Genomic DNA, 21927 nt, shown 5'->3' on the forward strand with positions numbered 1-21927 from the left:
CCGGTGCCCGTGAATCCCGATCTGGTCGGCCGCGCGTTCGCCCCGACCGCCCCCTACCTGGTGGGTCGTGAGAAGGTGCGCGAGTTCGCGCGCGCTGTGCTCGCCACCGACCCACAGCACACCGACCCCGAGGCCGCTCGCGCCCTCGGCTACGCCGACGTGGTCGCGCCGCCGACCTTCGCGATGGTGATCCAAGACCTCACCCTGCAGCAACTGCTGGCCGAGCCCGATTCGGGCATCGCGCTCGAGCGCACGATCCACGCCGAGCAGCGCTTCCGCTACACGCGGCCGATCGTCGCCGGTGACGAGCTCACCGCGCAGCTGGCGATCACCGGTGTACGTGCGGTGGGCAAGGGTGCGATGGTCACCAGCGAGGCCGAGATCCGGGATGCCGCGGGCGAGCACGTCGTCACCGCGACATCCATTCTGCTGATCGGGGGAGAAGAGTGAGCGAGCTTTCCGTCGGCGACGTCGTCGCCGAGCGCACCGTCCACCTCACCCGTGAGTCGCTCGTGCGCTACGCGGGGGCTTCCGGCGATTTCAACCCCATCCACTACCGCGATGACGTCGCCGCGCGCGTCGGCCTGCCCGGCGTGCTCGCGCACGGCATGCTCACCATGGGACTCTCCGTCGAGACCATCGTGCCGTGGCTGGGTGACACCGGCCGCATCCTCGAGTACGGCGTGCGGTTCACCCGCCCGGTCGTCGTCGACGCCGAGGCCGGGGCCGACGTCGCCGTCACCGCGAAGGTGGGCGCCCTCGACGAGGGTGTGGCCCGCATCGATCTGACCGTCACCTGCGCCGACACCACCGTGCTGGGCAAGGCCCAGGTGCGCGTGCGCGTGCCCTGACATGCCCGAGGTCACACCCGTTCCGCTCGCGCGGCTGACGACGCTGCGCACCGGTGCCGCGCCCGCCCGCATGTATGAGGCACGCACCGTCGACGAGCTCGTGGACGCTCTGCGCGGCATCTGGGACGACGGCGACGACTGGTTCGTCGTCGGCGGCGGCTCGAACCTGCTGGTCGGCGACGAGCCGTTCGACGGGTCGGTCGTGCGCATCCTCACCGAGGGGATCACGCCCGTCGCGGGGGCGCCCGACGGCCATCAGCGCCTGCGCGTGCAGGCCGGGCAGAACTGGGACGAGCTCGTCGCCTACGCCGTCGACCACGGACTTGCCGGCATCACGGCGATGTCGGGCATCCCCGGCTCGGCCGGCGCCGCGCCCGTGCAGAACGTCGGCGCGTACGGGCAGGAGATAGTGCAGACCCTCGTCGAGGTCGAGCTGCTCGACGAAGACACCGGCGAGGTCTCGACCGTTCCGGCGGCCGAGCTCGAGCTGGGCTTCCGCACCTCGGTGCTCAAGGCCCACTACGGTTCCGAGCCGCGTCGGCGAGCGGTCATCGTGTCGCTCACGCTGGAGCTTGCGGAGTGGGGGGATGCCGCGCACACCGTCGCAGGCTCCCAGCTGCGCGCGGCTCTCGGGCTTTCGCCCGACGACGCCGTGACGCTGCGGTGGGTGCGCGACCAGATCCTCACGATCCGTGCGCGCAAGGGCATGGTGCTCGACGCCGCGGACCCCGACACGTACAGTGCCGGGTCGTTCTTCCAGAACGCGGTGGTCCCGGCATCCTTCGCCCGCACCCTCCCCGCCGAATGCCCGCGCTGGCCGGTCGCGCCCGACCCTGCGCCCGACCGGGTGATCCCGCTCGAAGACTACGCGGGCCTGTCGCCGATGCCTTCCACCCCCGAGCCCGACGTCAAGGTCAGCTCGGCGTGGCTCATCGAGCACTCCGGGTTCGGCAAGGGCTTCAAGCTGCCGCGCTCCCGAGCGGGCCTGTCGACCAAGCACGCCCTGGCGCTCACCAACCGCGGCGGCGCCACGGCGGGGGAGCTGGCCGAGCTGGCGCGCTACATCCGCATCCGCGTGCACTCCGAGTTCGGGCTCATGCTGCAGCCCGAACCCGTGCTCGTCGGCGTCGAGCTGTAGCTCAGCCGAACAGCTTCTGCAGGCGCTGCACGCCCTCCAGCAGCGCTTCGTCGCCCAGCGCATACGAGAGGCGCAGGTAGCCGCTGGGTCCGAAGGCCTCACCAGGCACCGCGGCGACCTCGGCCTCGTCGAGGATGAGGTCGGCCAGCTCGAGCGAGGTGGTCGGGGTCTTGCCGGCCCATTCGCGGCCGAGCAGACCACGCACGTCGGGGTACACGTAGAACGCACCCTGGGGGGTGGGCACCGTCATCCCATCGATCTTCGACAGCTCGGCGACGATGAGCTTGCGGCGCCGGTCGAACGCCTGGCGGAAGGCCTCGGCCTCGTCCTGCGGACCGTTCAGCGCCGCGATGGCCGCGCGCTGCGCGATGTTGTTGACGTTGCTGCACAGGTGCGACTGCAGGTTCGAGGCGATCTTGATGGCGTCGCGCGGGCCGACCATCCAGCCCAGTCGCCAGCCGGTCATCGCGTAGGTCTTGGCGACACCGTTGACGAGGATTGTCTGACCGGCGACCTCGGGCACCGCCTCGACGATCGAGACCGCCTTCACCCCGTCGTAGACGAGGTTCTGATAGATCTCGTCGCTGATCACCCAGATGCCGTGCTCGAGTGCCCACTGGCCGATGGCCGCGGTCTCTTCGCGGGTGTAGACGGCGCCTGTCGGGTTCGAGGGGGAGACGAAGACGATCGCGGTGGTCTTGTCGGTGCGGGCCGCCTCGAGCTGCTCGACGGTGACCTTGTAGTCCTGGTCGGCGCCGGCGAAGACCTCGACCGGGGTGCCGTCGGCCAGGCGGATCGCCTCGGGGTAGGTCGTCCAGTACGGCGCGGGCAGCAGCACCTCGTCGCCGGGGTTCACGACCGCCTGGAACGCCTGGTAGACGGCCTGCTTGCCGCCGTTGGTCACGATCACCTGGGCGGGGTCCACCGCAAGACCCGAGTCGCGCAGGGTCTTGGCGACGACGGCCTCGCGAAGCTCGGAGAGCCCTGCGGCGGGGGTGTAGCGGAAGTTCTTCTGGTCGTGCAGGGCGGCGGCCGCGGCATCCACGATGAACTGCGGCGTGGCGAAATCGGGCTCGCCCGCGGCATACGAGATGACGGGCTTGCCCTCGGCCTTCAGGGCCTTGGCCTTCGCGTCGACCTTGAGGGTCGCCGACTCGGCGATCGCGGACAGTTTGCGGGACAGCGGAGCGCGTTCGGTCACGCCTCCCAGAGTACGCGTTGCGCTGTACTCGAATCAGGTGTTTTCGCGAGTTCAGGACGATTCGGGTGTGCATTCTCCTGCTTTCGCGAGAACACCTGATTCCGCGAGAGGCACGGTGGTGTGCGGCTCGACGCTGGAGGCTGAGACTGAGTCTCGCGTATGATGGAGCGCAGTCCCATACGAGGAGAACCCATGGCCGAGTACACCCCGCCCGTCGACGACTACGCCTTCCTGTACGGCGAGGTTTTCGGCACAGACATCATCGCCCGCGCCACCGGGGGAGAGCTGTCGGCCGACGACGCCACTGAGATCATCGCCGGCGCCGGCGAGTTCGCGGCCTCCGTGCTGGCGCCGCTCGAGTCGGTCGGCGACCGCGTCGGCGCGCAGCTGACCGACGGCCAGGTGTACCTGCCCACAGGCTTCGCCGAGGCCTACCAGGCGTTCGTCGACGCCGGCTGGATCGCCGCCGAGGCACCGGAGTCCGCCGGTGGCGAGGGGCTTCCCGGCGCTGTGCGCGCAGGGCTCGGCGAGATCTGGAACGCCTCCAACGCCGCTTTCGCGCTGTGCTGGCTGCTTACGGCGGGGCAGATCCATGCGCTCGACGCTGCGGCATCCGACGAACTCCGCGAGACCTATCTGACGAAGCTTGTCTCGGGCCAGTGGACCGGCACCATGAACCTCACCGAGCCCGACGCCGGCACCGACCTCGGCGCCATCCGCACGATGGCCACGCCCCGCGCCGACGGCAGCTGGGGCATCTCGGGTCAGAAGATCTTCATCACCTGGGGCGACCACGACGTCGCCGAGAACATCGTGCACCTCGTCCTGGCGCGCACGCCCGACGCACCGGCGGGCGCCAAGGGGCTCTCGCTGTTCGTGGCGCCGAAGTTCCTCGTGAACGACGACGGCACGCTCGGCGACCGCAACGCGATCACCACCGTGGCGATCGAGCACAAGCTCGGCATCCACGGCTCGCCCACCTGCGTGCTCGCCTACGAAGACGCCACCGGCTACCTCGTCGGCGAGGTTGGGGGAGGCCTTGCCGGCATGTTCGTCATGATGAATTCGGCGCGCACCGGCATGGGCTTCCAGGCCACCGGCATCGCCGACCGCGCCTACCAGCAGGCTGCCGGCTATGCCGCCCAGCGTCTGCAGGGCGCCGTGCTCGACCATCCCGCTGGCACGCCGATCGCCGAGCACCCCGATGTGCGCCGCCTGCTGCTGTCGATGGCCAGCCGCATCTTCGCGATGCGCGCGCTCGACGTGTACGTGGGCGACCTGTTCGACCGCGATGACACCGCCCTGGCCGAGTTCTTCGTGCCGATCCTCAAGGGCTGGACCACCGAAGACGCCGTGCAGATCACCAGCGACGGCATCCAGGTGCATGGCGGCATGGGCTTCATCGAAGAGACCGGCGCCGCGCAGCACTACCGTGACGCCCGCATCATGCCCATCTACGAGGGCACCACGGCGATCCAGTCCAACGACCTCGTCGGGCGCAAGGTCATCCGCAACGGCGGCGCCACCGTGCAGCAGCTGCTGGGCCTCGTCGACGAGACCATCGCACAGCTGCGCACTCTCGAGCACCCGGTGGCGCAGCGCACCGCCGAGCGTCTCGAGCGGGCGGTCGAGGCATCCCGCCGCGCCACGCAGTCGCTGCTCGGTTTCGCCGCGTCGCCGCGCGACGTGGCCGCGATCAGCGTGCCGTACCTCATGCTGCTCGGCACGCTGGCCGGCGGCTGGATGCACGCCCTGACCGTCGCCGCGGTGCTCGCGCACGAGACCGAGCAGGAGAGGGATGCCGCACGCCTGACGCTCGCAGACTTCTACGGCGCCCACCACCTGCCGCGCGTGCACGCGCTCGCCGAGACGGTCGCGGGCGGCGAGATCGGCTGACCGCACAGGGTCAGTCGCTCTCCACGAGGAATCGCGAGTAGGCGCCCTGGGTCAGGAACGCGGGGAACTCCTCGCGCAACGACACCTCGCGGAACACGTCGCCGGCGTCGTCGAACCGGTCGCCGTCGAAGCGCGCCACACTCGAGAGCACCTCGTCGATGAGCTCTTCGACGTACTCCTTCGTGATGGCGGTGCCCTCGGCGGTCACGCGATCCTGGTGGATCCACTGCCAGATCTGCGAACGCGAGATCTCGGCGGTCGCGGCATCCTCCATCAGATTGTCGATCGCGACGGCCCCGTAGCCTCGCAGCCAGGCCTCGATGTAGCGGATGCCCACCGACACGTTGCTCTGCACGCCTGCCTCGGTGATGGGGCGGCCGATGCGCAGATCGATCAACTGACCCGCCTCGACATGCACGTCGTCACGCTGCCGGTCGATCTGGTTGGGCCGCTCGCCGAGCACGGCGTCGAACTCGGCCTGCGCGGCCGGGATCAGGTCGGGGTGGGCGACCCAGGTGCCGTCGAAGCCGTCGCCGGCCTCGCGGTGCTTGTCGGCCGCGACCTTCTCGAGCGCCTGCGCCGTCACCTCGGGGTCGCGCCGACTCGGGATGAACGCGCTCATGCCGCCGATCGCGAAGGCGCCGCGCTTGTGGCACGTTTTCACCAGCAGCTCGGTGTACGCGCGCATGAACGGCACGGTCATCGTGACCTCGCTGCGGTCGGGCAGCACGAACCGGGCACCCCGGCCGCGGTAATTCTTGATGATCGAGAAGATGTAGTCCCAGCGACCCGCGTTCAGCCCCGCGCAGTGCTCACGCAGCTCGAAGAGGATCTCCTCCATCTCGAACGCCGCCGGCAGTGTCTCGATGAGCACCGTGGCACGGATCGTGCCGTGTGCGATGCCGACGTACTGCTCGCTGAAAGTGAAGACGTCGTCCCACAGCTTCGCCTCTTCGGCGCTCTCGATCTTCGGCAGGTACAAGTAGGGACCTGTGCCCGCGTCGATCAGCGCCTTGGCGTTGTGGAAGAAGTACAGCCCGAAATCGACGAGCGAGCCGGATGCCGCCATGCGGCGCCCCGCGCGATCGGTGAAGCGGATGTGCTCCTCGACCAGGTGCCAGCCGCGCGGTCGCATCACGATCGTCGGTGTACGCTCGGCCGTCACCCGGTACTGCTTGCCCTCGGGGCTCGTGTAGTCGAGCTGCCCGCGGATCGCGTCGTACAGCGAGAGCTGACCCTCGATGACGTTGCGCCAGGTCGGGCTCGTGGCGTCTTCCTGATCGGCCAGCCACACGCGAGCGCCGGAGTTCAGGGCGTTGATCGTCATCTTCGGGTCGGTGGGCCCGGTGATCTCCACGCGGCGGTCGACCAGGCCCGGGGCGGTGCCGGCCACGCGCCAGGCCGGGTCGTTGCGGATGTGCGCGGTATCGTCGCGGAACTGCGGATCGTGTCCGTTGCCGATCTCGAAGCGGCGGCGCATGCGCTCGGCGAGCCGGTCGTGCCGGCGGCCGCCGAAGCGATGATGCAGCTCGGTGACGAAGTCGAGCGCTTCGGGTGTGAGGATCTCGTCGTAGCGCTTGCGGATCGGCCCCTCGATGTCGATCTGCGGCTCTTGCTCGGTGATGGTGATGGTCATGATCGGTCCTTGTCTGAGAAGGGAAAGAGAGTCGGATGCCTCGACCCAGGGATTCGACTCGGGGGCCGAGGCATCCGTGACCGGGGTCGCCGGTCGGTCTAGTGGAACTGTGCGGCCTCGGTGGAGCCGGCCAGGGCCAGCGTCGCGCTGTCAGGGTTGAGCGCGGTGGAGACGACGTCGAAGTAGCCCGTTCCGGCCTCGCGCTGGTGCTTGGTGGCGGTGTAGCCGTGGCGTTCTGCGGCGAACTCCGCCTCCTGCAGGTCGACGTACGCGCTCATGGCGCGCTCGGCATACCCGCGAGCGAGGTCGAACATGGAGTGGTTGAGGGCATGGAAGCCGGCCAGGGTGATGAACTGGAACGCGTAGCCGAGCTCTGCCAGCTCGTCCTGGAACCGCGCGATCTGCGCGTCGTCCAGGTGGCTGCGCCAGTTGAAGCTCGGCGAGCAGTTGTACGCGAGCTTCTTGCCGGGGAACTGTGCGTGGATAGCCGTGGCGAACTCGCGCGCCAGTTCGACGTCGGGTTCACCGGTCTCGACCCAGAGCAGGTCGGCGTAGGGGGCGAAGGCCAGGCCGCGTGCGATGACCGGCTCGATGCCGCCTCGAACCCGGTAGAACCCCTCGGCGGTGCGCTCGCCGGTGAGGAACGCGCGGTCGCGCTCGTCGACGTCGCTGGTGAGCAGGTCGGCGGCCAGCGCGTCGGTGCGTGCTATCTGCACGGTCGGCACGCCCGCTACGTCGGCGGCGAGGCGCGCCGCGTTCAGGGTGCGGATGTGCTGCTGGGTGGGCACGAGAACCTTGCCGCCCAGGTGGCCGCACTTCTTCTCGCTGGCCAGCTGGTCTTCCCAGTGGATGCCGGCGGCACCGGCCTGGATCATGGCGTGCGCGAGCTCGTAGGCGTTCAGCGGACCGCCGAACCCGGCCTCGGCGTCTGCGACGATCGGGGCCAGCCAGTCCTGGGTGAGCTCGCCCTCGGCGTGCTCGAGCTGGTCCTGCCGGATCAGTGCGTTGTTGATACGGCGCACGACCGCCGGCACCGAGTTGGCCGGGTACAGGCTCTGGTCGGGGTAGGTCTGACCTGCGAGGTTGCCGTCGGCGGCGACCTGCCACCCCGACAGGTAGATGGCCTTCAGGCCCGCGCGCACCTGCTGCACGGCCTGGCCACCGGTGTAGGCGCCGAGGGCCCGTACGTAGTCCTCGGTCTGGATGAGGTTCCAGAGGTTCTCTGCGCCGCGGCGGGCGAGTGTCGACTCCTCGCGGACGCTGCCGCGCAGGCGGACGACGTCCTCGGCAGTGTAGGTGCGCTCGATGCCGTCCCAGCGGGGGTCGGTGTCCCAGATCTCCTGCAGCTCGGCGGCGGTCTGGACCTGGTCACCCGCGCGGAGGGGGCCCTGGGGAGCGGTGAATGTCATGGCGTTCTCCTTCGAATGCGTCGGCGGTGAGCCTCGGTCGGTGTGGTTTCCACTCTGGGTGAAGTCCGGGGGTTGCTTTGGCCAAATCAAGGGAGAAGTTTTGGCGTATTTCTGTTTTTCGTGACATCATCGCCGGATGGATGATGCAGACGCTCTCACGATCGGCCGCCGCATCCGGCAGCTGCGCACCTCTCGACAGATGACGCTGGAGGCCCTCGCCACCGCCATCGAGCGCGCACCCAGCCAGGTTTCGATGATCGAGAACGGCAAGCGCGAGCCCAAGCTCACCCAGCTGAAGGCGATCGCGAAGGCGCTCGGCACGACCCTGGACGCGCTGCTTGCGACCGAGCCGCTGGACGAGCGCGCGGAGATGGAGATAGCTCTCGAACGGGCGATGGCGGGGCAGACGTTCCAGAGCCTGGGAATCGCGCCCTTCCGCATCGGCAAGTCGGTGCCCGACGACGCGCTGCGCGCGCTGCTGGCGTTGCAGGGCGAGATCGACCGGCTCAAGGATGAGCGCTCGGCCACGCCAGAAGAGGCGCGCCGGGCCAACGTCGCACTGCGGCGGCTCATGCGCCGGCAGGACAACTACTTTCCCGAGCTCGAGCGTGCCGCGGCCCGGATCCTGCAGGCAGTGGACCACCCGGGCGGTCCGCTGACCCAGCGCACGGCATCCGACATCGCCGCCCATCTCGGGTTCACCCTGCACTACGTTCCCGACCTGCCGCAGACCACCCGCAGCGTCGCCGATCTGCGCAACGGGAGGCTGTACCTGTCGAGCCGGCTCACGGCGAAGGGCGACCCGCGCACGGCCGTGTTGCAGGCGCTGTCGAGCCGTATCCTCGGGCACGATGAGCCCACCAGCTACGCGCAGTTCCTGCGGCAGCGGGTGGAGACGAACTACCTCACCGGCGCGCTGCTGATACCCGAGGCCCACGCGGTGCCGTTCCTCGAAGACGCCAAGAAAGACAGGGCGATCTCCATCGAAGACCTGCGCGACGCCTACTCGGTCTCCTACGAGACGGCCGCGCACCGGTTCACGAACCTCGCGACCGTGCACCTGGGCATCCGCGTGCATTTCCTCAAGGTGCACGAATCGGGCACGATCACGAAGGCGTACGAGAACGACGATGTGAACTTCCCGACCGACCGGCTCGGCTCGATCGAGGGGCAGATGTGCTGCCGCAAGTGGACCAGTCGCGTGGTCTTCGACGTCGACGACTACTTCAACCCGTACTACCAGTACACCGACACCGGCAACGGCACCTACTGGTGCACGGCGCGCGTGCAGTCGTCGAGCGAGGGCGCACACTCGGTCTCGGTCGGGGTGCGCTTCGACGACACGAAGTGGTTCCTCGGTCGTGACACCGGAAATCGCGGGGTCTCGCCGCACGCCAGCGAGGTGTGCTGCCGGCGGGCGCCCGCCGACCTCGAGACCACATGGCGCGGCAGCTCGTGGCCGAACGTCGCCACGCCCCGCACCCTGCTGGCGACCCTGCCGACGGGCGCTTTCCCGGGCGTCGACACGACCGACGTGTACGAGTTCCTCCAGGCGCACGCGCCGGCGTGACGAGTGCGGCACACTGGGGTCATGCCCAGGGTGAGCATCAAAATCTGGTCGATCGCCGCTGTCATAGCTCTCGTAGTCGGTGCCGGTGCCGCCTGGGCGACGACCGCCATCGTCTCGGCGGTGACGCCGGATGCCGTGTGCAACGCGCAACGCGTCGCCGACGACGTGCTGCCCACGGTCGTGACGATCGACGTGAGCGGACCGGGTGGGTCAGGCAACGGCACCGGTGAGATCATCCGTGACACCGGGTACATCCTCACGAACAGCCATGTCATCGTCGCGGCGGCGACCGGTGGATCGATCACCGTCACGTTCTCCAACGGTCACACGGTTCTCGCCACCCTCGTCGGCCGCGATGCCCGTAACGACATCGCGGTGATCAAGGCCGACGCCGAGGCGAAGCTGCCCGTCATCGACCAGGGCGACAGCGAACGACTCGCGGTGGGGCAGCCGGTCGTCGCGCTCGGCGCGCCCCTGGGGCTGTCGAGCACCGTGACCGCGGGGATCGTCAGTGCTCTCGGCCGCAACGTGCCGGTTCCCGTCGATGACACGCGCACGACCGTGCTCACCGGAGCCATCCAGACCGATGCCGCCATAAATCCCGGCAACTCGGGCGGACCACTGGTGGACTGCTCCGGGCGCCTGATCGGCATTAACACGGCCATCGCGACGGTGCCGAACGAGACCGGCGCGAACGGCGGCGGCTCGGTAGGCATCGGCTTCGCCGTACCCGTCGATCTCGCGATGCGTCTCGCCGACGAGCTCATCGAGCACGGCTCGATCGCCTACCCGAGCCTGGATGTGCAGGTGGTCCCGGTGCCGCCTGCAGTGGCCCGTGCCTGGGACATCCCGCACGGACTGTTCGTGCAGTCGGCCGGCGGCGCGGCCGCCTCCGCAGGACTGAAGGCCGGCGACGTCATCCTGTCCATCGACGGCCGGGCGATGGACACCACCGACGCGCTCGCCCTGCTGCTGATCACCAAGACCGCGGGCGACGACGTCGAGATCACCTACCTGCGCGACGGCGAGCGGCGGACCGTGACCGCGACGCTCACCGCGACGGACTCGGCGGGCTGACAGCCTGCAGCGCGGCCCACAGCTCGGCGCGCGCCGGGAACGCGCTCAGGTCAGTGCCCAGAAGTTGCTGCGCCTGCGCGATGCGCGCGCGCACGGTGTGGCGGTGTACACCGAGCGCTTCGGCGGCGACGTCGTAGCGGGCATCGTGTTCGAGCCAGACCCGCGCCGTCTCGACGAGGGCGGGGTGGCCCGCCAACGGCGCGAGCGAGGCGGCCGCCAGCGCGCGGCCTGTCTCGGTGTCGAGCGCCGACAGCACGGTGCTGTGCAGCTCGTCGAAGCGCGTTACGGGCTCGGTGCCGCGTGCGAGTGCCGTGCGCGCCTCGTCCACGCCGCGCGCGAACGCGGCGTACGGCACGGGCGACGAGACCCCCACCTGCAGGCCGAACCGGCGGGCCAGATCGTCGAAGAGGGATGCCGCACGCGGCGTCGCAGCAAGCACCAGGCCGTCGTCGTCTCGGCCGAAGAAGACCGTGCCACGCTCGAAGTCGGCGCGCAGCTCGAGCCACTCGGTGACGGCGTCGTCCGCTGCATCCGTCGTCGCCACCACCACGGGCGCTGGGGGTAGCCCGCCCCACATGTCGCGCGCTATGCGGCGCGCGAGCGTCGTGTCGCCCGACCGCAGCGACTGCAGCACGCCGCTGCGCATGAGCGCCCGCGCGCGGGCGATGCCGGCGCCCTGCTCGAGTGCGAGCCCGGCCATCGCGATCACCGAGGTGACCAGCCCACGGCCCTCCTGGTCGAGGTCGCTCGCGGCGATAGCGATGACGCCGCGCAGGTGACCCGCGCGGCCCAGCGTCTGCAGCGTGAACGGCGTGCCATCGACGGCGAACGACGATCCGGCACGCGCCCCGCGCCGCAGCACACGCGCGACATCGTCGGTCAGCGCGGCGGCGATGGCAGGGTCGAGCGCCCCCACCGGGTGCTCGCGGATCAGCATCCCCGCCGCGTCGAACTGCCCCACCCAGGCGTCCAGTTGCCGGGCGAGCTCGGCCAGTGTCGCTCCCAGTCCGTCAGGCCGCAGCGCCGCCAGCGCGATAGCGCGCTGGGCGGCCAGGGCCCAGCTGCGCCGGGCGAACGCCTGCGCGGCCATCGCCTCGGTGTGCACGCGGGCCACGGCGATGAACGGTGTGCGGTACGGCACCTCGAACAGCGGCATGCGGGCGGTGCGGCAGGCGTCGACGAGCAGGGGAGGGATGCCGGCCCGCACGACGTCGGTGCCGAAGCCGAGGCCGCGTACCCCCGCCTGTTGCAGACGCCCGACGTAGGCCTCGATCTCGGCGGCATCGTCGCCGAGCTGCGTGCCGGTGGTCAGCAGCACGAGCTGATCGGTGAGAAAGGGCGTCGGGTCGGCCAGGTCGGTGCCATGCACCCACCGCAACGGCTCGTCGAGCGCTCCGTGCTCGAGCTCGTCCTCATCGACGGCCAGCCTCAGATGCAGATCGCTGTGCGCGAGCAGACCGCGCAGGGTCGTGGCATCCATCACCCTCCTGTGTACATCATGGCGAGCAGTACGCGATCACTGTACTCGACGGCACATGAACACCACCGGGGCTGCGACTTAGCATCGCGGTATGAGCACTGCGGCTTCGAGCACCACCATCGTCGGCGGCCCCACCCTTCCCCAGGAGCGGCGCCTGGTCACCCCCATCCCCGGACCGCGTTCGCAGGAGATCCTCGCGCGCAAGTCCGAGGCCGTCTCGGCGGGCGTCAGTCACTCCGTGCCGATCGCGGCGGTCGCCGCCGGCGGCGGGGTCATCGTCGACGCCGACGGCAACTCGCTCATCGATCTGGGCAGCGGCATCGCCGTCACCACGGTCGGCAACGCGCATCCGAAGGTCGTCGCGGCCGTACAGGAACAGGTGGAGCAGTTCACCCACACCTGTTTCATGATCTCGCCGTACGAGTCGTACATCGCCGTCGCCGAGACGCTCAATCGGCTCACCCCGGGCGCCTTCGCGAAGAAGTCGGCGCTTTTCAACTCGGGCGCCGAGGCCGTCGAGAACGCCGTCAAGATCGCCCGCAAGCACACCGGCCGGCAGGCCGTCGTCGCGTTCGACCACGGCTACCACGGCCGCACCAACCTCACCATGGCGCTGACGGCCAAGTCGATGCCCTACAAGAGCGGCTTCGGACCGTTCGCGGGCGAGGTCTACCGTGCGCCGATGTCGTATCCCTTCCGTGACGGACTGAGCGGGCAGGATGCCGCGGCCCGCGCCATCGCGCAGATCGAGAAGCAGGTGGGGGCCGAGAACCTCGCCGCGATCCTCATCGAGCCCATCCAGGGCGAGGGCGGGTTCATCGTCCCCGCCGACGGATTCTTGCCGGCGCTGGTGGAGTGGTGTCGCGCGAACGACGTGGTGTTCATCGCCGACGAGGTGCAGACCGGCTTCGCGCGTACCGGTGCCATGTTCGCAAGCGAGCTGTTCGGCATCGAGCCCGACCTCATCACGACGGCCAAGGGCATCGCGGGGGGCCTGCCCTTGGCCGCCGTGACCGGCCGTGCGGAAATCATGGATGCCGCGCACCCCGGCGGCCTCGGCGGCACCTACGGCGGCAACCCGGTCGCCTGTGCTGCCGCGCTGGCGGCGATCGACGTGTTCGAGAACGACGGCCTCGTCGAGCGCGCGCGCCAGATCGGCGACCTCCTGCTGCCGCGCCTGGCCGAGATCCAGGTGTCGGACCCGCGCGTGGGAGATGTGCGCGGTCGCGGTGCCATGGTCGCCGTCGAGTTCGTCGACCCGGCCACCGGCGCGCCCGACGCGGCCCTGACCGGCGCGATCGCACGGGACTGCATCGCCCAGGGCGTCGTCGTCCTCACCTGCGGCACGTTCGGCAACGTCATCCGCTTCCTGCCGCCGCTGTCGATCGGCGACCAGCTGCTGACCGAGGGCCTCGAGATCGTCGCGGCCGCTCTGGCCGCGCACTGAGTCGGCTCCCGTGCTGCCACTCGAACGAACGAAGGAGAACCCTGTGACCGAGATCACCCGTGACGTCGTCGTCATCGGCGCGGGCCCGGCCGGCACCGCCGCGGCGAACACGCTGCAGGAGGCCAGGCTGTCGGTCGCCGTGCTCGAGGCGCGCGATCGCGTGGGCGGCCGCACGTGGACGAACACGGTCGACGGCGCATGGCTCGAGCTGGGCGGTCAGTGGATCTCGCCCGACCAGACCGCGCTGCTCGAGACGATCGAAGATCTGGGCCTGGAGACCTACAGCCGCTACCGGGAGGGCGAGTCGGTGTACATCGGGCGCGAGGGGGAGGCCGTGCGCTTCACCGGCGACATCTTCCCGGTGGCGCCCGAGACCGAGAAGACCATGGTCGCGCTCATCGAGAAGCTCGACACCATGGTCGCGCAGGTCGACCCGGACCGCGTGTGGGAAGCCCCTGACGCCGAGGCGCTCGACAAGATCTCGTTCGAGGCGTGGCTGCGGGAGCAGACCTCTGACCAAGAGGTCATCGACAACATCGGGCTGTTCATCGGCGCGATGATGCTCACCAAGCCGCCGCACGCGTTCTCGATGCTGCAGGCGCTGCAGATGGCCGCCTCGGCCGGCAGCTTCACCGACCTCGTCGACGCCGACTTCATCCTCGACAAGCGCGTCGTGGGCGGCATGCAGTCGGTATCGCAGGGCCTGGCCGCGCGCCTGGGCGACGACGTGTTCCTCGAACAGCCGGTGCGGTTCCTCGAGTGGTCCGACAACGGCGTCGTGGCCCGTGCCGACGGGATGACGGTACGTGCCCGCCACGCGATCCTCGCGCACGCGCCGGTGCTGTACAGCCGCATCTCTTTCGAGCCGCCTCTGCCGCGCCGGCAGCAGCAGCTGCATCAGCACCTGTCGATGGGCTTGGTCATCAAGGTGCACGCCGTGTACGAGCGCCCGTTCTGGCGCGAGCAGGGCCTGTCGGGCACGGCCTTCAGCCCGTATGAGCTTGCTCACGAGGCGTACGACAACACGAACCACGGTGATGAGCGCGGCACCCTGGTCGCCTTCGTCTCCGACCGGCTCGCCGACGGCGTCTTCGAGCTGAGTGCGGACGAGCGCCGCGAGAAGATCCTCGATTCGCTGTCGCACTACTACGGACCCGAAGCGAAGAACCCGCTCGTCTACTACGAGAGCGACTGGGGCACCGAGGAATGGACCCGCGGCGCCTACGCCGCCAGCTTCGACCTGGGCGGGCTCGCGCGCTACCAGAAGGACGTGCGCACGCCGGTCGGCCCGATCCACTTCGCGTGCAGCGACATAGCCGGTGCCGGCTTCCAGCACGTCGACGGGGCGATCCGCATGGGCCGCACCGTCGCGGCCGAGATCGCGGCCGAGATCATCGCCGAGAGGAAGGAGAGCAGATGACCGCCGAAAAAGAAGCAGAGCTGCTGGAGCGAATCCCCACCGGGCTTTTCATCGGAGGGGAATGGGTCGCAGCCTCGGGCGGCAAGACCTTCGACGTGCACGACCCGAGCACCGGAAAGGTCATCCGCACCATTGCAGATGCCTCGCCCGTCGATGGCATCCGTGCCCTCGACGCCGCCGTCGCCGCACAGGACGCGTGGGCGGCCACGGCGCCCCGCCGTCGCAGCGACATCCTGCGCCGCGCGTGGGAGCTCGTGCAGGAGCACAAGGACGACCTCGCGCTGCTGATGACCCTCGAGATGGGCAAGCCGCTGGCCGAGTCGGCCGGCGAGGTGACCTACGGCGGCGAGTTTCTGCGCTGGTTCAGCGAAGAGGCCGTGCGCATCGGCGGCCGATACGGGCTGAACCCCGAGGGCACCGGACGCATGATCGTCTCGCAGCGGCCGGTGGGCCCGTCGTTCTTCATCACGCCGTGGAACTTCCCGTTCGCGATGGCCACGCGCAAGATCGGGCCGGCGCTGGCCGCCGGCTGCACGGTGGTCGTCAAGCCGGCACAGCTGACCCCGCTGACGACGATGTTCTTCGCATCCCTGCTGCAGGAGGCGGGCCTGCCCGCCGGTGTCGTGAACATCGTCTCCACGACGACGTCGGGCCGCGTCTCCGGACCGATCATCGCCGACCCGCGGCTGCGCAAGCTGTCGTTCACCGGTTCGACCGAGGTCGGCCGCCGGCTCATCGCCGACGCGGCCCAGAACGTGCTGCGCGTGTCGATGGAGCTGGGCGGCAACGCCCCGTTCGTGGTCTTCGAGGACGCCGACCTCGACAAGGCGGTGGAGGGCGCTCTGGCCGCCAAGTTCCGCAACATCGGTCAGGCGTGCACGGCTGCGAACCGGTTCATCGTCCACGAGAACATCGCCGAGAAGTTCGCGAACCGGGTCACCGAGCGGGTCAAGGCGATGAAGATCGGTCGCGGCACCGAAGAGGGCGTCGCCATCGGCCCCCTCATCGACGCCGATGCGGTCGCGAAGGCGGGTGCTCTGGTGAAGGATGCCGCAACCCGCGGCGCCATCGTGCGCACCGGGGGAGAGGCCATCGCCTCCGACGGCACGTTCTTCCAGCCCACGGTCATCAGTGATGTGCAGGCCGGCAGCGACATCCTCCGTGAAGAGATCTTCGGCCCGGTGCTGGCCATTGCGTCCTTCCGCGACGAAGATCAGGCCGTGCGCATGGCCAACGACACCGAGTTCGGCCTGGTGTCGTACGTCTTCACCGAAGACCTGGCCCGCGGGCACCGGATGATCGACCGGCTCGAGTCGGGGATGATGGGCCTGAACGCGGGTGTCATCTCCAACGCGGCGGCCCCGTTCGGCGGCGTGAAGCAGTCGGGCCTGGGCCGCGAAGGCGGTGCCGAGGGCATCCACGAGTACCTGTCCACGAAGTACACCATGATCCCCACGGACCGATAGGAGGAGGCACCATGACCGACTACGCCGTCGTCAACCCCGCCACCGGCGAGACCCTCGCCACCTACGACACCTTCACCGACGAACAGATCGATGCGGCGATCGCCAGGGCGAATGCGGCCTTCGGCACCTGGTCGCACACGCCCGTCGCCGAGCGGGCCGCCGTCGTGCGGCGAATCGCCGGACTGCACCGCGAGCGCCGCGACGAGTTGGCCGCGATCATCGTGCGGGAGATGGGCAAGCCGATCGCCGCAGCCGAGGGCGAGGTCGACTTCGCCGCCGACATCATCGAGTTCTACGCCGACCACGCCGACGAGATCACCGCCGATCGGCCGATCGAGATCCTCGGCGAGGGCACGGCCGTGGTCCGGCGCGCGCCGCTGGGCGTGCTGCTGGGCATCATGCCCTGGAACTTCCCGGCCTACCAGGTCGCCCGGTTCGCTGCGCCCAACCTCGTCAACGGCAACACGATCCTGCTCAAGCATGCGCCGCAGTGCCCGGAGTCGGCGGCGCTGCTCGAGGAGATCTACGAGGCCGCAGGGCTGCCTGACGGGGCGTACGTCAACGTGTACGCGACGAACGACCAGGCCGCCCGCATCATCGCCGACCCGCGCGTGCAGGGCGTGTCGGTGACGGGCTCCGAGCGCGCGGGTGCCGCGGTGGCCGAGGTCGCCGGGCGCAACCTGAAGAAGGTCGCGCTCGAGCTGGGTGGCTCCGACCCGTTCATCGTGCTGTCGACCGACGACCTCGACACCGTCGTGCAGGCCGCCGTCGACGCGCGGCTCGACAACAACGGGCAGAGCTGCAACGGTGCGAAGCGCTTCATCGTGACAGACGGGCTCTACGACGCGTTCGCCGAGAAGTTCACCGCCGCGATGGCGGCGGTCGCGGCATCCGACCCCACCGATGCCGCCACCGTGCTCGGCCCGCTCTCGTCCGAGGCGGCCGCGGCTCGCCTGCAGGAACAGATCGACACCGCCGTGGCGCAGGGGGCGACCGTGCTCACCGGCGGCACCCGCGAGGGCACGTTCTTCGCGCCCACGGTGCTGGCCGACGTCACGCCCGAGATGGACGTGTACCGGCAGGAGCTCTTCGGCCCCGCCGCGGTGGTCTATCGCGTCGCCGGCGAGGACGAGGCGGTGGCCCTGGCCAACGACACCTCGTTCGGTCTCGGCTCGTACGTGTTCACCACCGACCCCGAGCAGGCGCAGCGGGTGGCCGACGGGATCGACGCGGGCATGGTGTACGTGAACCTCGTGCTCGCCGACAGCCCCGAACTGCCCTTCGGCGGCGTGAAGCGCAGCGGCACCTCGCGTGAGCTCGGGCTGCTCGCGGCCGACGAGTTCGTGAACAAGAAGCTCGTGCGCGTCGGCCCCTGACGGTGTTCGGCTTCCCTCGGTTCGCGCCGGGGGAGGCCATGCCGTACACTGGAGAGGCAGTTGATAACTGCATTCTTTCGCCGTGCCCGGCGTCTCGGGCAACACCCCTGAGGTCACCGACACGGCGCCGGAATGCGATCACTGTGAGGCTCGCAAGGGTCTCTAGGGCGGTAGCTCAATTGGCAGAGCAGCGGTCTCCAAAACCGCAGGTTGCAGGTTCGATTCCTGTCCGCCCTGCGCGTCAGCGCATGCTGACATCACGAAGACGATTCAGGTGGAGTCGATGGTCCAGGACGAGCCGAACGGCGAGATCGTCGCCGCAACCGACCGGCCGCGCGCGAAGGGCGAGCGCAAGCCCAACATCTTCGCACGTATCGCCATCTTCATCCGCCAGGTCTTCGCTGAACTCCGCAAGGTCGTCGTCCCCACGCGGCAGGAGCTGATCAAGTACTCGCTGGTCTCGATCGGGTTCGTCGTCGTGGTGATGGCCATCGTCTGGGGGCTCGACCTCCTGTTCACGATGGTGACGAGCTGGGTGTTCGGCAACCCGGGCGGCGTGTGACCCGCGGGTCCGCCGCCTCCACGAACGGAAGAGAACTAAGTGTCTGAGAAGTACACCGACGACGCCGATTGGGCGACCGCCGCCGAGCAGTCCAGTGAGGACGACGAGGCCCAGGAGGGCAACGTGCTCGAGGCGCAGCAGCGCTCTGCCGACGCCGCCGAGCACACGGCTCTCCATGTCGAGGGCGAGAACGCAGAAGGCGACTCGGACGAACTCGACGACATCGACATCGACGACCCGGAGGCGGACGCCATCGTGAACGACGCACTGCACATCGACGAAACGGCTGAGGCCGAGGCTGCGGCCGAGGTCCTCAACGACGACGCCGCAGACGAGCAGCAGCGCCGTGCTGCCGAGGCCGAAGAAGAGGTGGCCCCCTACGACGGCCCCGACGTGAACGGCGAAGAGGATCGTCCGGTCCTCGACGAGGAGTTCACCGAAGAGGTGGATGCCGCGGCCGAGGTCGTCGACGAGGCCGAGGCCGACGCTGCCGAAGACGAAGACCCGTACGAGACCTTCCGCACCGAGCTGCGGTCGCTGCCGGGCAAGTGGTACGTCATCCACTCCTACGCCGGCTTCGAGCGCAAGGTGAAGGCCAACATCGAGCAGCGCAAGTCGACGCTCGAGGTCGAAGACGACATCTACCAGGTCGAGGTCCCCATGGAGGACGTCGTCGAGATCAAGAACGGCCAGCGCAAGATGGTCAACCGGGTGCGCATTCCCGGTTACGTGCTCGTGCGCATGGAACTGAACGAAGACACCTGGTCGGTCGTCCGCCACACACCGGGCGTGACCGGCTTCGTCGGCAACGCGCACAACCCGACCCCGCTGCGCTTCGAAGAGGCCTTCAACATGCTGAAGTCGCTCGTTGAGATCAAAGAGGTCGCACCGGCCAAGGGCGGTGCCGCCAAGGGCGCGCCGGTCGCCGCGCGCGTCATCCCCGCCGAGGTCGACTTCGAGGTCGGCGAGACCATCACCATCAAGGACGGCTCGTTCGCGGGCCTGCCGGGCACGATCAGCGAGATCCAGCCGGCCAGCGGCAAGCTGACCGTCCTCGTCTCGCTGTTCGAGCGCGAGACGCCGGTCGAGCTGAGCTTCGACCAGGTCACCAAGATGATTTGACGCGCTCTGCGCGTCGTACAGACACCACCGTCCATCCGGACGCGTGGGAGAACGGATGCCGCTGGCATCCGATTCGATGAAAGGAAACAACATGGCACCGAAGAAGAAGGTGACCGGCCTGATCAAGCTCCAGATCAACGCCGGCGCCGCCAACCCGGCGCCGCCGATCGGGCCTGCGCTCGGTCAGCACGGCGTCAACATCATGGAGTTCTGCAAGGCGTACAACGCGGCGACCGAGTCGCAGCGCGGCAACGTCATCCCCGTGGAGATCACCGTCTACGAGGACCGCAGCTTCACCTTCGTCCTGAAGACCCCGCCGGCCGCTGAGCTCATCAAGAAGGCCGCGGGCGTCCCGAAGGGTTCGTCCGTTCCGCACACCGACAAGGTCGGAAAGCTCACCAAGGAGCAGGTGCGTCAGATCGCCGAGACCAAGCAGCCCGACCTGAACGCGAACGACATCGAGGCCGCCTCGAAGATCATCGCCGGCACCGCCCGTTCCATGGGCATCACGGTCGAGGACTGAGGGGAGTAACGAACATGGCTACCAAGTCCAAGGCTTACAAGGCTGCCGTCGAGAAGATCGAGGCAGACAAGTACTACACCCCGACCGAGGCCGTCGCGCTCGCGAAGGAGACCGGGTCGAAGAAGTTCGACTCGACCGTCGAGGTCGCGCTCAAGCTCTCGGTCGACCCGCGCAAGGCCGACCAGATGGTGCGCGGCACCGTCATGCTGCCGCACGGCACCGGCAAGACCGCCCGCGTCATCGTGTTCGCGAACGGCCCGGCCGCTGAGGCGGCTCTGGCCGCCGGCGCCGACGAGGTCGGCAGCACCGAGCTCATCGAGAAGGTCGCCGGCGGGTGGACCGACTTCGATGCGGCCGTCGCCACGCCCGAGCTCATGGGCCAGGTCGGTCGTCTCGGCAAGGTGCTGGGTCCCCGTGGCCTGATGCCGAACCCGAAGACCGGCACCGTGACCCCGAACCCGGCCAAGGCCGTCGAGGAGATCAAGGGCGGCAAGATCGAGTTCCGTGTCGACAAGCACGCCAACGTGCACTTCATCGTCGGCAAGGCCTCGTTCACGGCTGAGCAGCTCGACGAGAACCTGAAGACGGCGCTCGAAGAGATCGTGCGTCTCAAGCCCGCCAGCTCGAAGGGCCGTTACATCCAGAAGGGCGCCGTGTCGACCACGTTCGGCCCCGGCATCCCGCTGGACGTCAACGCCATCTGAGTCTGACACTCACGCGAAACGGGGTTCCGCCTTCGGGCGGGGCCCCGTTTCGCGTCTGGACGGGTGGATGCCGCTTCTCACGCCGTGGCGCGCACCTCGAAGCCGTGCTCGCCGGTGGGTGCGGCATCCCGCACCTCCGCTCCGGTCACCCGCGAGCCGGGCGGACCCTCGGCCATCCAGGCCAAGATCCGGTCGACCTGCTCGTCGGTGCCCTCGACCTCGGCCTCGACCGTGCCGTCGCGGCGGTTGCGCACCCAGCCGCTCACGCCGGCCTCGTCGGCCTCCATGCGCATCGTGTAGCGGTAGCCGACGCCCTGGACCTCGCCCGAGACGATCACATGCACCCGTCGCATGGGTCCATCGTGCCAGCGCTCAGGCGCCCAGCGCGAGGTTCACCGCGAGTGCCGCCATGATCACGGCGATCGCGCAGTCGACGATGCGCCACGCGCGCGGCGTCGCCAGCCACGGGCCGAGCAGGCGCGCGCCGAATCCCAGGCCGAAGAACCAGAGCGCGCTGGCGCAGGCGGCGCCGAGCGCGAACCACCAGCGAGCGTCGCCGTGCGTGTTCGCGACGGTGCCGAGCAGAAACACCGTGTCGAGGTACACATGCGGGTTGAGCCAGGTCAGCGCCAGGCAGGCGAGAACCACCGGGAGCGCGGTGCGGGTCGCCGTCGCGACGGTGCCGTCGGCGGGGGATGCCGCAGGCGACGATGACGCGGCGTGCAGGGCCTCGCCGGTCGGGCGTATCGCGCGGCGTGCGGCCAGCACGGCGTAGGTGAGCAGGAACGCTGCTCCCACCCAGCGCACGGCGTCGACGAGCCATGGCAGCGCCTGCAGTGCGAGCCCGAGGCCCGAGACGCCGAGCAGGATCAGCGTGGCGTCCGACGCCGTGCAGATGAGCACGACGGCCAGGATGTGCTCGCGACGCAGCCCCTGGCGCAGCACGAACATGTTCTGCGCGCCGATGGCGATGATGAGCGACAGGCCGAGTCCAAGACCGGCGAGAACGGGGCTGAGCACCTTTTGACGCTACGAGCGCGGCCGCATGA

20 protein-coding genes and 1 tRNA gene are annotated in these 21927 nt (G+C 69.3%); 15 read left to right on the forward strand and 6 right to left on the reverse strand.

Annotation, left to right across the window (positions count from 1 at the left end):
- Nucleotides 1-3: 3 nt before the first annotated feature.
- Genes PU630_RS03755 through PU630_RS03765 form a run of 3 tightly spaced genes read left to right on the forward strand, consistent with a single transcriptional unit; the run spans nucleotide 4 to nucleotide 1989 of the window.
- Complete coding sequence (locus PU630_RS03755) at nucleotides 4-450, forward strand: FAS1-like dehydratase domain-containing protein (protein ID WP_275279016.1); 447 nt, start codon at nucleotides 4-6, stop codon at nucleotides 448-450.
- On the forward strand, nucleotides 447-851 hold the full coding sequence (locus PU630_RS03760) for a MaoC/PaaZ C-terminal domain-containing protein (protein ID WP_275279017.1): 405 nt from the start codon (nucleotides 447-449) through the stop codon (nucleotides 849-851). Before PU630_RS03755 ends, PU630_RS03760 begins: the two co-directional genes overlap by 4 nt.
- Nucleotide 852: 1 nt before the next feature.
- Nucleotides 853-1989: a UDP-N-acetylmuramate dehydrogenase gene (locus PU630_RS03765; protein WP_275279018.1), complete on the forward strand. Its 1137-nt coding sequence runs from the start codon at nucleotides 853-855 to the stop codon at nucleotides 1987-1989.
- A 1-nt stretch (nucleotide 1990) separates the two neighbouring features.
- On the opposite strand, the gene PU630_RS03770 is transcribed toward PU630_RS03765, so the two are convergent.
- Nucleotides 1991-3190, reverse strand: a complete 1200-nt coding sequence (locus PU630_RS03770; protein WP_275279019.1) for a pyridoxal phosphate-dependent aminotransferase — start codon at nucleotides 3188-3190, stop codon at nucleotides 1991-1993.
- 192 nt (nucleotides 3191-3382) lie between these two features.
- On the opposite strand from PU630_RS03770, the gene PU630_RS03775 reads away from it, so the two are divergent.
- Nucleotides 3383-5086 carry an acyl-CoA dehydrogenase family protein gene (locus tag PU630_RS03775; RefSeq protein WP_275279020.1) on the forward strand — a complete coding sequence of 568 codons (1704 nt, stop codon included), beginning with the start codon at nucleotides 3383-3385 and terminating at the stop codon, nucleotides 5084-5086.
- A 10-nt stretch (nucleotides 5087-5096) separates the two neighbouring features.
- Here PU630_RS03775 and aceB read toward each other — a convergent pair whose 3' ends face one another.
- Nucleotides 5097-6722 carry a malate synthase A gene (gene aceB, locus PU630_RS03780; RefSeq protein ID WP_275279021.1) on the reverse strand — a complete coding sequence of 542 codons (1626 nt, stop codon included), beginning with the start codon at nucleotides 6720-6722 and terminating at the stop codon, nucleotides 5097-5099.
- A gap of 98 nt (nucleotides 6723-6820) precedes the next feature.
- Nucleotides 6821-8131: an isocitrate lyase gene (gene aceA, locus PU630_RS03785; RefSeq protein ID WP_275279022.1), complete on the reverse strand. Its 1311-nt coding sequence runs from the start codon at nucleotides 8129-8131 to the stop codon at nucleotides 6821-6823.
- Between the two features lie 136 nt (nucleotides 8132-8267).
- Between aceA and PU630_RS03790 the strand changes: the two genes are divergently transcribed.
- Both PU630_RS03790 and PU630_RS03795 read left to right on the forward strand, forming a co-directional pair.
- Nucleotides 8268-9701, forward strand: coding sequence for a helix-turn-helix transcriptional regulator (locus PU630_RS03790; RefSeq protein WP_275279023.1), 1434 nt, complete (start codon nucleotides 8268-8270; stop codon nucleotides 9699-9701).
- Between the two features lie 21 nt (nucleotides 9702-9722).
- A complete protein-coding gene (locus tag PU630_RS03795; protein ID WP_275279024.1) occupies nucleotides 9723-10778 on the forward strand; it encodes a S1C family serine protease in 1056 nt (351 codons plus the stop codon).
- On the opposite strand, the gene PU630_RS03800 is transcribed toward PU630_RS03795, so the two are convergent.
- The gene (locus tag PU630_RS03800; protein ID WP_275279025.1) at nucleotides 10753-12258 is read right to left on the reverse strand and encodes a PucR family transcriptional regulator; all 1506 of its coding nucleotides are present in this window, start codon (nucleotides 12256-12258) and stop codon (nucleotides 10753-10755) included. The genes PU630_RS03795 and PU630_RS03800 overlap by 26 nt on opposite strands.
- A gap of 91 nt (nucleotides 12259-12349) precedes the next feature.
- Here PU630_RS03800 and gabT point away from each other — a divergent pair, with 91 nt between their 5' ends.
- From gabT to rplA, 9 genes are all read left to right on the forward strand, one after another.
- Nucleotides 12350-13705: a 4-aminobutyrate--2-oxoglutarate transaminase gene (gene gabT, locus PU630_RS03805; protein ID WP_275279026.1), complete on the forward strand. Its 1356-nt coding sequence runs from the start codon at nucleotides 12350-12352 to the stop codon at nucleotides 13703-13705.
- Between the two features lie 43 nt (nucleotides 13706-13748).
- Nucleotides 13749-15125, forward strand: coding sequence for a flavin monoamine oxidase family protein (locus tag PU630_RS03810; RefSeq protein WP_275279027.1), 1377 nt, complete (start codon nucleotides 13749-13751; stop codon nucleotides 15123-15125).
- Entirely contained in the window at nucleotides 15122-16591 is a 1470-nt protein-coding gene (locus PU630_RS03815) for an NAD-dependent succinate-semialdehyde dehydrogenase (protein ID WP_275279028.1), read from the forward strand. Before PU630_RS03810 ends, PU630_RS03815 begins: the two co-directional genes overlap by 4 nt.
- An 11-nt stretch (nucleotides 16592-16602) precedes the next feature.
- On the forward strand, nucleotides 16603-17967 hold the full coding sequence (locus PU630_RS03820; protein WP_275279029.1) for an NAD-dependent succinate-semialdehyde dehydrogenase: 1365 nt from the start codon (nucleotides 16603-16605) through the stop codon (nucleotides 17965-17967).
- A gap of 164 nt (nucleotides 17968-18131) precedes the next feature.
- Nucleotides 18132-18204: transfer RNA gene (locus PU630_RS03825), tRNA-Trp, on the forward strand.
- Between the two features lie 46 nt (nucleotides 18205-18250).
- A complete protein-coding gene (gene secE, locus PU630_RS03830; protein ID WP_275279030.1) occupies nucleotides 18251-18529 on the forward strand; it encodes a preprotein translocase subunit SecE in 279 nt (92 codons plus the stop codon).
- A 39-nt stretch (nucleotides 18530-18568) separates the two neighbouring features.
- Nucleotides 18569-19651, forward strand: coding sequence for a transcription termination/antitermination protein NusG (gene nusG, locus PU630_RS03835; RefSeq protein WP_275279031.1), 1083 nt, complete (start codon nucleotides 18569-18571; stop codon nucleotides 19649-19651).
- A gap of 91 nt (nucleotides 19652-19742) precedes the next feature.
- Nucleotides 19743-20174, forward strand: coding sequence for a 50S ribosomal protein L11 (gene rplK, locus PU630_RS03840; RefSeq protein ID WP_275279032.1), 432 nt, complete (start codon nucleotides 19743-19745; stop codon nucleotides 20172-20174).
- 14 nt (nucleotides 20175-20188) lie between these two features.
- The gene (gene rplA / locus PU630_RS03845; RefSeq protein WP_275279033.1) at nucleotides 20189-20878 is read left to right on the forward strand and encodes a 50S ribosomal protein L1; all 690 of its coding nucleotides are present in this window, start codon (nucleotides 20189-20191) and stop codon (nucleotides 20876-20878) included.
- 77 nt (nucleotides 20879-20955) lie between these two features.
- Here rplA and PU630_RS03850 read toward each other — a convergent pair whose 3' ends face one another.
- Both PU630_RS03850 and PU630_RS03855 read right to left on the reverse strand, forming a co-directional pair.
- Nucleotides 20956-21231 (reverse strand): acylphosphatase, encoded by a 276-nt coding sequence (locus PU630_RS03850; protein ID WP_275279034.1) that lies wholly within the window; start codon nucleotides 21229-21231, stop codon nucleotides 20956-20958.
- Between the two features lie 19 nt (nucleotides 21232-21250).
- Nucleotides 21251-21898: a LysE/ArgO family amino acid transporter gene (locus tag PU630_RS03855; RefSeq protein ID WP_275279035.1), complete on the reverse strand. Its 648-nt coding sequence runs from the start codon at nucleotides 21896-21898 to the stop codon at nucleotides 21251-21253.
- Between the last annotated feature and the right edge of the window lie 29 nt (nucleotides 21899-21927).

Origin of the sequence: Microbacterium horticulturae, from assembly GCF_029094505.1 — a bacterium.
Lineage (GTDB): Bacteria > Actinomycetota > Actinomycetes > Actinomycetales > Microbacteriaceae > Microbacterium > Microbacterium horticulturae.

Bases quoted from the DNA above. Each gene is read 5' to 3' on its own strand.
- PU630_RS03765 (WP_275279018.1), top strand. From the start codon at position 853: ATGCCCGAGGTCACACCCGTTCCGCTCGCGCGGCTGACGACGCTGCGC.
- PU630_RS03775 (WP_275279020.1), top strand. From the start codon at position 3,383: ATGGCCGAGTACACCCCGCCCGTCGACGACTACGCCTTCCTGTACGGC.
- aceB (WP_275279021.1), bottom strand. From the start codon at position 6,722: ATGACCATCACCATCACCGAGCAAGAGCCGCAGATCGACATCGAGGGG.
- aceA (WP_275279022.1), bottom strand. From the start codon at position 8,131: ATGACATTCACCGCTCCCCAGGGCCCCCTCCGCGCGGGTGACCAGGTC.
- PU630_RS03790 (WP_275279023.1), top strand. From the start codon at position 8,268: ATGGATGATGCAGACGCTCTCACGATCGGCCGCCGCATCCGGCAGCTG.
- PU630_RS03795 (WP_275279024.1), top strand. From the start codon at position 9,723: ATGCCCAGGGTGAGCATCAAAATCTGGTCGATCGCCGCTGTCATAGCT.
- PU630_RS03800 (WP_275279025.1), bottom strand. From the start codon at position 12,258: ATGGATGCCACGACCCTGCGCGGTCTGCTCGCGCACAGCGATCTGCAT.
- gabT (WP_275279026.1), top strand. From the start codon at position 12,350: ATGAGCACTGCGGCTTCGAGCACCACCATCGTCGGCGGCCCCACCCTT.
- PU630_RS03815 (WP_275279028.1), top strand. From the start codon at position 15,122: ATGACCGCCGAAAAAGAAGCAGAGCTGCTGGAGCGAATCCCCACCGGG.
- PU630_RS03820 (WP_275279029.1), top strand. From the start codon at position 16,603: ATGACCGACTACGCCGTCGTCAACCCCGCCACCGGCGAGACCCTCGCC.
- secE (WP_275279030.1), top strand. From the start codon at position 18,251: ATGGTCCAGGACGAGCCGAACGGCGAGATCGTCGCCGCAACCGACCGG.
- rplK (WP_275279032.1), top strand. From the start codon at position 19,743: ATGGCACCGAAGAAGAAGGTGACCGGCCTGATCAAGCTCCAGATCAAC.
- rplA (WP_275279033.1), top strand. From the start codon at position 20,189: ATGGCTACCAAGTCCAAGGCTTACAAGGCTGCCGTCGAGAAGATCGAG.
- PU630_RS03850 (WP_275279034.1), bottom strand. From the start codon at position 21,231: ATGCGACGGGTGCATGTGATCGTCTCGGGCGAGGTCCAGGGCGTCGGC.